Below are 11666 nucleotides of genomic sequence, written 5' to 3'. Positions count from 1 at the left end.
CATGAGCTGAAAGTTCTCAAATTCGCTTTCAGCTTACCAAGTATCATAGAAGATCTATGTTTACAGAGATTTTTTCACAGGCTCTCATCGTACCAGCCAGAGAAGAAAATAGCAAGGCCGGACCGGTTGTTTTTGAAAGCTAAAAGCCCGTACGTCGAGGAAGAAAACTCTTGACGTACGGGCTTCTGCATGTCGGGTTACTGTAATTCTTCGGGCGTCGGTTCTACGCCGAACCATTTTTGATACAGCTTCGTATAGGTGCCGTCTTTTTTCATCGCTTGCAGCGCGGCGTTGATTTCTTTCAGTTCTTTTTCATTGCCTTTGTTGATTGCCATAGCGGAGCCGGCTAATTTCTTCGGTTCGCCGACGACTTTGAGATCGGAGAGGCCGCCTTTGGAAATATAGTACAAGGCTACGGCTTTATCGAGGGCCGCCGCTTCGCTGGCTCCTACCTGCAATTCCTGCAGGCATTGGTAGTTGGCGTCGAACTGCTTTAATAGGGCCCCTTGCTTTTCGGCGAAGTCCGCCGGCTTGGAGCCTGCCTGGACGGCGACGGTTTTGCCGGTAATGTCGTCCCAGCCGCGGATGTCGGTGTTGTCCTTACGGACGACGATGACGGAGCCGCCGATATAATAGGGATCTGTAAAGTCGACCTGCTTTTTGCGCTCTTCCGTTGCGGACATGGCCGAAGCGATGAGGTCGATTTGGCCGCTCTTCAGGGCCGGAATCAGGGCGTCGAAGCCCATGGTCTTGATTTCGACTTTGCGGCCGAGTTTTTCGCCGATGGCGTTGGCCAAGTCGATATCAAATCCAACGTAGGTATCGTTTTCTGTCATTTCGAAGGGCGGAAAGGAGGGTTCCGTACCGACGATCAACGGCTTGTCGGAATGCGTTGCCGTTTCGCTGCTTCCGCAGCCGGTAAGGGCTGCCGCCGTTGTCGTGACCAGCAGCGCCGCAGTAATCCACTTTTTGTTTATCAACATAGTTCATACACCCCTTTTTTAGAACGTGAAATAATTATACACTTATTTTGAAAAAATACAATAGCTACGGCTGCTGTTTTGCCATACGGCCCTTATTTTTCAACGTAATGGGATGCCACCCTTAAGAATTTGGTTTTATCGGCTCGCCGTTTCGTAATAAGATATTTCCAGAACGTAATGTATATGAAGATTTTTTGAATATTTTATCTCTGCCATAGGGCTGCATTGAAGAGTCATCCAGCAACATATAGCCTATCAATATGATAATAATTTTCTAAAAACGGCAACATAGAGGCACTATGTTGATGAAAATAATGGAATATAATGAAAATACATGGGAGCATAAGTATGTGTACGAATATGACATATATCCCGTAGGTACATTTATGTGTATTTTTACAAGAGACATGAAATTGAGAGAAAGTGTAAAAACTTTTAAATTTTAAACAGTATATACCTTAAAATAACGAATATAGGCCTTGAAACATAAGATAATAAAGCAACAGCAAGCATATTTTGAGAATGTTAAAAATGTAACAAATCTGTTGACAGTGGACAGAAAAAAAGGTATAGTGAAGATGTAAAAATCGAATTGCTCATTGCGGATAGATGTAATGAGCCTTATGCATATCTCATGTCTTTATATATTTAGGAGGAATAATTATGAGTGAAGAACGAGTTACCCTTGCGATGGTCAAGGAAGCGCAGGAACGGTTGAAAGGCGTTGCCCAGAAGACTGGCTTGTCCTATGCGACCTCTGTCAGCGAAGTTGCTGGCTGCGACGTATGGCTGAAATTGGAAAACTTACAGCGCACCGGTTCTTTCAAGCTGAGAGGCGCGTATAACAAAGTGGCTTCCTTGACGCCGGAAGAACGTGAAAAAGGCGTTATCGCCGCATCGGCAGGCAACCATGCACAGGGCGTTGCATTAGCTGCCAGCGTATACGGCTGCCAGTCGACGATCTGCATGCCTAAACATGCTCCGTTGATGAAAGTAGCTGCTACGCGCGGTTACGGCGCAAACGTCGTTCTCCACGGCGATTTCTTCGACGAAGCTGCTGCGAAAGCCGTAGAATTGACGGAAAAATACGGCTACACCTTCGTACATCCCTTCAACGATCCTCAGGTTATTGCTGGACAGGGCACGATTTCCCTGGAAATTCTCGACGAAATTCCCGATATCGACGTCATTGTAGCTCCTATCGGCGGCGGCGGATTGATTTCCGGCCTGGCTGTCGCAGCTAAAAACATCAACCCGAAAATCAAGATTATCGGCGTACAGACGGCTAACATGCCTTCCATGAAAGAATCTATTGAAAAAGGTCAGATTTTGACTGTCGACGGCAAAGCAAGCTTAGCTGACGGCATTACGGTAAAAACGCCGGGCGACTTGACCTATGAAATCTGCCAGAAATATGTCGACGACATCGTAACAGTCGACGAAACGGAAATTGCCGCAGCAATCCTCTGGCTCATCGAACGCGTTAAGACCGTTGCAGAAGGCGCCGGCGCCGTACCGGTTGCAGCTCTCATGAACGGCAAGGTTTCCGGCATCCGCAACAAGAAGGTAGCGGCTCTGGTCAGCGGCGGCAACATCGACGTCAACAGAATGTCCCGCGTCATCAACAGCGGCCTGCTCCGTTCGTGGCGCAAAGTCTTCTTCGAAACGGTCATTCCCGACCAGCCGGGCGAATTGGTTAAATTGATTTCCATCATTTCCAATTCCAACGCAAACATCCTCTCCATCACGCATGAACGCAGCCAGCACAACATCGGCATGGGCTACACGGCAGTTTCGTGCGAACTGGAAACGGCTAACGAAAAACATGTAGAAACATTGTTTGAAACGCTGAAAGACAACCACTATCACGTTACGTTGAAATAAGCCCTAAAAGGAGGACTTTATCATGGAAGACAACAGCAAATTAGAGCGTGGGTTAAAACCCCGCCACGTGGAAATGATCGCCCTGGGCGGTACGATTGGCGTCGGCCTGTTCATGGGCTCGGCCAGCACGATTCAGACTGCCGGTCCGTCCGTATTGCTCTGCTATGCATTGGCAGGTTTGGTTATGTTCTTCATCATGCGTATCATGGGCGAAATGCTCTATCTGGAACCGGTAACGGGTTCCTTCGCTACGTATGGTCATAAGTATATCTGTCCCTTTGCCGGTTACTTGACGGCGTGGTGCTACTGGTTCCTGTGGGTTACGGTAGGTCTTTCGGAAGTAACGGCCGTAGGCATTTACGTTCACTTCTGGTTCCCCGACGTTCCCCAGTGGATATCGGCCTTAGGCGGCATGCTCATCGTAACCTTGGCCAACATGGCTGCCGTTAAATACTACGGTGAATTCGAATTCTGGTTTGCTATTATCAAAGTTACGACTATCGTCGTCATGCTCGTCGTCGGCGCGATGATTATCCTGTTCGGCTTCGGCAACAACGGCGTACCCCTCGGTTTCTCCAACCTCTGGTCTCACGGCGGCTTCTTCCCCAACGGCTTCGGCGGCATGATCAGCGCAATGTGCGTCGTCGCGGCAGCCTTCCAGGGCGTCGAACTCGTCGGGATAACGGCCGGGGAAGCGCAGAACCCGAAAGAAACGCTGCGCAAAGCTACGAAAAACATCGTTTGGCGTATTCTTATCTTCTACATCGGCGCTATCTTCGTCGTCATCACCTTGTATCCTTGGGATGAACTGGGCATGCTCGGCAGCCCCTTCGTAACGACCTTCGCTAAAGTAGGCGTTACCTCCGCCGCCGGCATCATCAACTTCGTCGTACTGACGGCTGCACTGTCCGGCTGCAACAGCGGTATTTACAGCTCCGGCCGTATGTTGTACACCTTGGCTGAAAACGGCCAGGCTCCGAAATTCTTCGGCAAATTGTCCTCTCACGGCGTACCGCAGCACGGCATCATGGTCACCTTGGCCTGCCTGCTCTTCGGCGTTGTTTTGAACTACCTCATTCCGGATTCCAAGCTGTTCCTGTACATCTACAGCGCCAGCGTATTCCCCGGCATGGTTGCCTGGTTCGTACTGGCTTACTCGCAGAAGAACTTCCGCAAACGCTGGGGTGAAAAAGCGATGGCTGAACACCCGTTCAAATCGCCGCTCTTCCCGTACGCTAACTATTTCTGCCTTATCTTCCTCGTTCTCGTTACCATCGGCATGTGGGTCAACCCCGATACGCGTATGTCCCTCATCGCCGGCTGGACCTTCATGATCATCGTTACGGCCGGATATTTCCTGGCTGGATATCGTAAGAACGAATATAATGAAGACGGCACCTTAAAAGCAAAACACTAATTCATACTAAAAGGAAGCATGCGTCTGCGTGCTTCCTTCTGTATGATACTTGCTTTAATTGGATTTAAATTATGACAGATATATTTATTTTACTGTCTAGTCAAAACGGACAAAGTAAGATATAATATAGAATACTCACAGTAATAAATCAAAAGGAGATGTTGTATCATCATGGCAGTAGAAGTTATTAGCACGACAAACGCTCCGGGCGCAGTAGGCCCGTACTCCCAGGCTATCAAAGCCGGCGATTTCCTCTTTGCATCCGGTCAGGTTCCCCTCGTTCCGGAAACGGGCAAAATCGTAGCAGGCGGCGTTACGGCTCAGGCTGAACAGAGCATGAAAAACGTCGGCGCTATTTTGGAAGCCGCTGGCCTTTCCTATGACGATGTCGTTAAAACGACGGTATACTTGGCTAACATCAGCTTCTTCGGCGCTGTTAACGAAGTATACGCTAAATATTTCAACAAAACGTTGCCGGCTCGTTCCTGCGTAGAAGTCGCTGAACTCCCGAAGGGCGCTCTCGTAGAAGTCGAAGTTATCGCATACTGCGGCAAATAATTTAACATAGCCTTGAAAAGAGTCTCCGGCGCGCAGCCGGAGATTTTTTTTTTGGTCAAAAGCGGAGAGGCATTTGGATGTGAGAAAAATTTTTTGATAAATTTTGAAAAAAGGCTTGCATTTTCTTATCAGATGGTGTAATATATAAAACGTCCTTTGGAGAAAGAAATGACATGGACCGTTAGCTCAGCTGGCAGAGCACCTGACTCTTAATCAGGGTGTCCAGGGTTCGATCCCCTGACGGTCCACCACATATTGCCTATGCAGAACATCACTGCATAGGTATTTTTTTTGCAGAAAATGCTCTATTCTTGATTTTACAGGCGGCAGGACGGTATAATGAATCTGTATATATAATGTTTATAATAAAATCATACGAACGGCTATATGATGGATTGAGGAGAGATATATCATGATTACTTGCAACAGTAACGGCAGTATGGACGTCGTGGCGATCGGCGTCGATACGCGGATGCTGGCTTTATCCCGCATTCCTAAGGAAGACGGGGAACTGATTCGGGCCTATGTGGAAGCGCATGAAGATGTCATGCACTATACGTCCCTGCGCGTGTTTCACTGCCTGACGGAAGGCCGGAGTAAGACCTATTTTTTGATTGGATTGCATAAGAAACCCATACGGTACGCTACGTATGAAGATTTTCTGACGGCGAAGCGCCTCATGGCCGCGGCGATGGCCGAAGGCGTGTCGGAGCTGGCCGTCATGGTCGACACGCTGGAAATGGATATCGGCGCCTTAATCGACGGCTTATTATATCGGAACTACGAATTCCTGCATTATAAGAGCGACGCGAAGGGGCGGACTGTCCGCAGCATCAACCTGGTTACGTCGAGCTTGGAAATCAAGGCCTTCAATACGATGTGCTACATGTATTCCGCCATATACGAAGGCGTGTACATGGCCCGCAATTTGGTCAATATGCCGCCGAACGAGCTGACGCCGCGGCGGTTTTCGGAAATCGTATCGGCCGTCGTCAAGGGCGACAATATTACCGTCGAGATGCTCAATAAATGGGCGCTGGAAAAGCGGAAGATGGGCGGTATCGTCGCTGTCGGCAAGGGCAGCATGAACCCGCCGCAGCTCATGACGATAACCTATAAGGGCGACCCGGACAGCAAGGACATGCTGGGCATCGTCGGCAAGGGCGTGACATACGACAGCGGCGGCTTATCCATCAAGAGCCAGGCCAATCAGGAATTCATGAAGGATGACATGGCCGGCGCGGCTGCTGCTGTCGGTGTCATACGGGCCCTCATGCTGCTGAAATATCCCGTCAACGTCGTCGCTGTGATTCCGCTGGTGGAAAATATCCCGTCGGGTATGGCGTACCACGTCGACGATATATTGACGATGTACAGCGGCAAGACGGTGGAAATCAAAAATACCGATGCTGAAGGCCGCCTGATCCTGGCCGATGCCGTGTCCTATGCCCAGGAGCTGGGAGCGACGAAGCTCATCGATCTGGCTACCCTGACCGGTGCCTGCGTAACGGCCTTGGGAACGGTGCGTTCCGGCATGATCGGCAACCATCAGGAATGGATGAACCGTTTCTTCGACGTAGCCGCGGCGGTTCATGAAAAGGTATGGCAGCTTCCGGCTGACCGGGAATATGAAGACCTCCTCAAAAGCGACGTAGCGGATCTCAAGAATACGGGCGGCCGCGACGGCGGCGCGATTACGGCGGGCTTGTTCATCAAGCAGTTTGTTCATCCCGACATCCCGTGGATTCACCTGGATATTGCCGGTACGGCCTTTTGTGAGAAGAAGGATGAAACGGGCTTCTTCGGCGCGACCGGCGTGGGCGTCAAGTCCATTTTGGAATTATTGAAAGGAGGAGCCAAGTGAAAGTCGATTTGCACATGCATACGACCTGCTCCGACGGCGTGTATACTCCCGAGGAGCTGACGAATCTGGCTGTCCAGGCCGGGCTGGATGTCATGGCTATTTCCGACCACGACACGATTGATGCCTATACGACGGGGTGCCGGCTGAACCCTGGCGTCCGCCTCATTCCGGCGATGGAAATGAGCTCCGATTATGACGGCGAGGACGTCCACGTTCTGGGCTATTACCTCGATACGGAAAATGCTGCCCTGCAGGAGTACTGCGCGCAGTTTAAGCTGCGCCGTCAGATGCGGGCCATGGAAATCGTCGAGCGCTGTGAGTCCTTAGGCTATGTCCTCGACAGGGAGCAAATCGAAGGCGTATTAGCTCGCGGCGGCACTATCGGCCGGCCCCACATCGCGCGTATGCTCGTGGCGAAGGGGTACTTTCCCGACGTGACGGCCGTCTTTGCTGCGATATTATACCGCGGCGGCCCGGCCTACGTGCCCTATCGCCGCAAGTCGATTGATGAATGCATCGAGCTGATCCATCAGGCCGGCGGTTTGGCCGTGCTGGCGCATCCGGGGCTGCTTCACGCGGCGCTGCCCCACGTACTGACGCATTCCTTCGACGGTATCGAGGTATATCATCCGAAGAATCGGGGGCGCTATGAAGAATTTTTAGCCGTCGCCGAGGAAAAGGGCTGGTATGTCGGCGGCGGCTCGGATTTCCACGGCACGACGGGGCGCTATCCGGAGCAGGTCGGCATATTCTCCTTTGATACGGAGCGTGTAGAGCCTTTGCTGCAATATAAGAAGAAATAGGTGAACGCTATGAAAGTCATCGGATTTATCGGAGCCAGCGGTACGGGAAAAAGTCATCACGCCCTGGACGTGGCGTACGACCATCATATTTCCTGTATCATTGACGACGGCCTGCTGATTTATCAAAACCGCATCGTTGCCGGCCGCTCGGCCAAGGAAGAAACGAACCGCATGAAAGCCGTCCGCCGGGCGATCTTTCTGCAGCAGGAGCACGCCCAAAGCGTAAAAGACGCGCTGGACGAGCTGCAGCCGGACCAGCTCCTCATTTTAGGAACGTCGAAGCATATGATACACCGAATCTGCGAAGCCTTGGGGCTGCCCGAAGCGGACTCGTACATTCGCATAGAAGACGTGTCGTGTCCCGTCGAAATTGAAAAGGCCCGGACGATTCGCATCAACGAGGGAAAGCACATCATTCCCGTGCCGACGATGGAGCTCAAGCCGCGCTTCCGCGGGTATTTGCTGGCTCCCATCCATTCCCTGCTGACCCGGCGGAACCAAAAGGCTCCGGATTTCGAGCATTCTGTCGTACGTCCCGTTTTCAGCTATTATGGGAAATTGACCTTTTCCAACGAGATGCTGGAGCATCTGATTATCCAACGCCTGCGGCAGATAGACGGATTGGCAAAGGTCAACCGCCTGCGGATCGATAAGAACCGCGAATCGGAAGGGAACGGACTGGCCGTATTTTTAGTCGTAACGGTATATTACGGAGAAAATCTGAAAAAACTCATGAGCACTATCAAAAAGGGACTGCAGCAGGATATAGAATATACGACGGGCATGTCCTTTGAGATATTGAAAATTACAGTGCGCGGCGTCGTACCGCGATAGAAGGGGAGATAGCGTGTCAGGTACAGAATTATTGATGTTGGGAACGGGAAATGCGATGGCTGTGCGCCGGTATAACACGTGCTTTGCCGTGCGTACGGCTGAGGGACAATGGTTTTTAACCGACGCCGGCGGCGGAAACGGCATTTTCCGGCGGTTGGAGGACGGTGGCGTTGCCTATGCGGATTTGCATTATATGTTTGTGACCCACGGCCATACGGACCATATCATGGGCGTCCTCTGGGTCATGCGCAAGATCGCATCGCTGATGAGCTCCGGCGCATATGACGGGCAGTTTCATATTTATTGTCACGACGTAGTGAAGCAGATGCTGCTGTCTATGGCAGAAATGATGTTTAAGAAGAAGGATTTTGCCTGCATTGGCAAGGATATCTGCATTCACGAAGTGGCAGACGGCGACACTGTAACGTTTCTCGGCCTGTCCCTTACGGCCTTCGATATCTGCTCGACCAAGGCCAAGCAATTCGGATACCTGTTGACCTTCCCCGATGGCATGAGGCTGACCTGCTTGGGCGACGAGCCGTATAACGAGCGCTGCCGGCAGTACGCCGAAGGAACGGATTGGCTGCTGGCCGAGGCCTTTTGCTTATACGAGCATAGGGAAGCTTTCCGGCCCTATGAGAAGAACCACAGCACCGTCAAGGACGCGGCGGAAACGGCGGCCGCTCTCGGCGCGGCGCGTTTGGTGCTGTACCATACGGAAGAAAAGACCGGCAGCAGCCGGAAGAGGCTGTACACGGAAGAAGCGAAGGCCTATTACGGTGGTTCCGTGTATGTCCCAGAAGATATGGAGCGGATTGCGCTCAGCCGCTGAAGCGCAGACTGATGGATTATATAAAAGGAGTCGTTCGATGATACAGCTTATACTTTGCGGATTGGTAACGGGCTTGTTATATTTTTGGAATTATAAATACTGCAAACTCAGCGCGGACCCGGCCTATGCGCTGCAAAACCCGATTATGCTGCGCATCAGTTCGATAGCGCGCAGCGTCGGTACGCCGGCGGTTCTGGCCTTTCTCTTTTATACCTTGGCGTGGAGCGCCGTCTATTATCTGGTCAGCTTGTTTGTTGGGATTGTTGCGGCCGGCTTGGCCTATAAAGGCGGCAAGGGAAAAGGCTTTATGCATTTTATGGGGATTATCGCCTGGATTCCCTGGGTGTGCCTCAACGGAATGCTGTTATATTTGATTATGAAATAGTATAGTAAACGGAAAGGTTGTGAAGACAATGGCAGAACGAACCCTTTCCTGCGCCGACTGCGGCGTAGTGAACTGCAACGTCATGAACAAGGAATATCCCGATTTCTGCGTGACGACGCATATGAATCAAGAGGTGAAACGGGAAGCTCTGGCTCTGTATGAGGAAGAAGACAATCGTAAGGTCATGCAAACGGCGGCTGGCGTCGAATGCGACGGTTATTTGAAGTGGTGCCGCGTCCAAGAGACGATTGAATTTGCCAAACGCATGAATTTCCATAAAATCGGCATTGCGACCTGCGTCGGCCTGATACAGGAAACGCGGATGCTGGCAGGGATTCTGCGCAAGCACGGCTTTGAAGTCTTCGGAATGGCCTGCAAGGCCGGTGCCGTTCCCAAGGTAGAGCTGGGAATTGATGAAAAATGCAACGCCGTCGGCGTCAACGCCTGCAATCCCATCCTCCAGGCCAAGATGCTCAATGCCGAGCATACGGATATGAACATCGTCATGGGCTTGTGCGTCGGCCACGACAGCTTATTTTACAAATATTCCGAGGCCTTGACGACGACGCTGGTTGTCAAGGACCGCGTAACGGGCCATAATCCCGTGGCGGCACTGTATACCAGCCAGTCGTATTATAAGACGAAATTATAAGTCGAGCGAGCATATCGCTAAAAGGTTCCGCCCTTGTCGGTTTCCCATTGACACAGGGCGGCTGCGCCTTGTATAATGAAACAGAAGCATGTGACTGACGGAAGTGGAGCTACCACGGGGAGCATGGTTCATTACAGCCGACCGTCTGGGCGAAGGTTCCAGAAGTGTCGGTATTTTTATTTTTGCCAGGAAATTTCTTATTTTCAGGAGGTAATACTAATGAAAGAATTGCAATTGAAATACGGCTGCAATCCGAATCAATCATCGGCAAGAGTATACATGAAAGACGGCAGCGAACTGCCCTTTGAAGTCATGAACGGCCGTCCGGGCTATATCAATCTGCTCGACGCCTTCAACAGCTATCAGCTGGTCAAGGAATTGAAGGAAGCGATAGGCCTTCCCGCCGCGGCGTCCTTTAAGCATGTCAGCCCGGCCGGTGCTGCCGTTGCGACCGACATGAGCGATACGCTGAAAAAAATCTATTATGTAGACGATTTGAAATTATCTCCCCTCGCTTCGGCCTATGCCTGCGCCCGCGGCGCAGACCGCATGAGCTCCTATGGCGATTTTGTCGCCTTGTCGGATATTTGCGACGCTGAAACGGCGACGCTGCTGAAACGGGAAGTATCCGACGGCGTCGTGGCTCCGGGATATACGGACGAAGCCCTGGCTATTCTCAAGACGAAGAAAAAGGGCAACTACTGCGTGCTGAAAATCAACGCCGATTACGTTCCTCAGCCTGTCGAATCGAAGGATGTGTACGGCATTACCTTTGAACAGGAACGCAATAACGCCAAGATTACGGCCGACTTGTTCCAGAACCGCCCGACGAAAAATAAAGACATCCCCGAAGCGGCGCAGCGCGATTTGCTCGTAGCGCTGATTACCCTGAAATATACGCAGTCCAACTCGGTCTGCTACGTCAAGGACGGCATGACCATCGGCGTCGGCGCAGGCCAGCAGTCCCGCGTTCACTGCACGCGCCTGGCCGGCAATAAGGCCGATATCTGGTGGCTTCGCCAGAATCCGAAGGTATTGGCCCTGCCGTTCCGCGATGACGTGCGCCGCCCGGATCGCGACAACGCTATCGACGTCTATATTTCCGATGACTACGAAGACGTACTGGCCGACGGTGTATGGCAGAATCTGTTTACTCAGAAGCCGGAACCCCTTACGAGAGAAGAAAAGAAAGCCTGGATCGGTCAGCTCCACGGCGTAGCGCTAGGCAGCGACGCTTTCTTCCCCTTTGGTGATAACGTAGAACGGGCCCACCGCAGCGGCGTCGATTACATCGCTCAGGCCGGCGGCTCCATCCGCGACGACAATGTCATCGAAACATGTGACAAATACAATATTGCCATGGCGATGACCGGCTTGCGGTTGTTCCACCACTAAGATATGAAAAGAGCGTCCCCTTAGGGGACGCTTATTTTACAGCCTTCTTTTTCTTGACT

11 protein-coding genes, 1 tRNA gene and 1 riboswitch are annotated in these 11666 nt (G+C 51.6%); of the genes, 11 read left to right on the top strand and 1 reads right to left on the bottom strand.

Annotated elements, in window-relative coordinates:
* Positions 1-197: 197 nt before the first annotated feature.
* Entirely contained in the window at positions 198-977 is a 780-nt protein-coding gene (locus tag OCV58_RS06870; RefSeq protein ID WP_154877361.1) for a basic amino acid ABC transporter substrate-binding protein, read from the bottom strand.
* A 669-nt stretch (positions 978-1646) separates the two neighbouring features.
* Here OCV58_RS06870 and ilvA point away from each other — a divergent pair.
* The 11 genes from ilvA (at position 1647) to OCV58_RS06815 (ending at position 11607) form a co-directional block, all read left to right on the top strand.
* On the top strand, positions 1647-2867 hold the full coding sequence (gene ilvA, locus OCV58_RS06865) for a threonine ammonia-lyase (protein WP_154877357.1): 1221 nt from the start codon (positions 1647-1649) through the stop codon (positions 2865-2867).
* Between the two features lie 22 nt (positions 2868-2889).
* A complete protein-coding gene (locus tag OCV58_RS06860; protein WP_087476910.1) occupies positions 2890-4284 on the top strand; it encodes an amino acid permease in 1395 nt (464 codons plus the stop codon).
* A gap of 171 nt (positions 4285-4455) precedes the next feature.
* Positions 4456-4842, top strand: coding sequence for a RidA family protein (locus tag OCV58_RS06855; protein ID WP_087476911.1), 387 nt, complete (start codon positions 4456-4458; stop codon positions 4840-4842).
* Positions 4843-5017: 175 nt separating this feature from the next.
* Positions 5018-5093, top strand: a tRNA-Lys gene (locus OCV58_RS06850).
* Between the two features lie 161 nt (positions 5094-5254).
* Positions 5255-6706: a leucyl aminopeptidase family protein gene (locus tag OCV58_RS06845; RefSeq protein ID WP_154877356.1), complete on the top strand. Its 1452-nt coding sequence runs from the start codon at positions 5255-5257 to the stop codon at positions 6704-6706.
* On the top strand, positions 6703-7509 hold the full coding sequence (locus tag OCV58_RS06840; protein ID WP_107195573.1) for a PHP domain-containing protein: 807 nt from the start codon (positions 6703-6705) through the stop codon (positions 7507-7509). The genes OCV58_RS06845 and OCV58_RS06840 overlap by 4 nt, the downstream gene beginning before the upstream one ends.
* 9 nt (positions 7510-7518) lie before the next feature.
* Positions 7519-8343 (top strand): Asp23/Gls24 family envelope stress response protein, encoded by an 825-nt coding sequence (locus tag OCV58_RS06835; protein WP_154877355.1) that lies wholly within the window; start codon positions 7519-7521, stop codon positions 8341-8343.
* Positions 8344-8356: 13 nt separating this feature from the next.
* A complete protein-coding gene (locus OCV58_RS06830) occupies positions 8357-9175 on the top strand; it encodes an MBL fold metallo-hydrolase (protein WP_198643458.1) in 819 nt (272 codons plus the stop codon).
* A gap of 37 nt (positions 9176-9212) precedes the next feature.
* Complete coding sequence (locus OCV58_RS06825) at positions 9213-9560, top strand: hypothetical protein (RefSeq protein WP_107195575.1); 348 nt, start codon at positions 9213-9215, stop codon at positions 9558-9560.
* Positions 9561-9588: 28 nt separating this feature from the next.
* Positions 9589-10212, top strand: a complete 624-nt coding sequence (locus OCV58_RS06820; RefSeq protein WP_154877354.1) for a DUF1847 domain-containing protein — start codon at positions 9589-9591, stop codon at positions 10210-10212.
* A gap of 80 nt (positions 10213-10292) precedes the next feature.
* Positions 10293-10370: riboswitch (ZMP/ZTP riboswitch) on the top strand.
* A 61-nt stretch (positions 10371-10431) separates the two neighbouring features.
* Entirely contained in the window at positions 10432-11607 is a 1176-nt protein-coding gene (locus OCV58_RS06815; RefSeq protein WP_154877353.1) for a phosphoribosylaminoimidazolecarboxamide formyltransferase, read from the top strand.
* Positions 11608-11666: the final 59 nt, after the last annotated feature.

Source organism: Megasphaera stantonii (assembly GCF_025567065.1).
GTDB classification, from domain to species: domain Bacteria; phylum Bacillota; class Negativicutes; order Veillonellales; family Megasphaeraceae; genus Megasphaera; species Megasphaera stantonii.
This window is presented reverse-complemented; position numbering and strand designations above follow the sequence as displayed.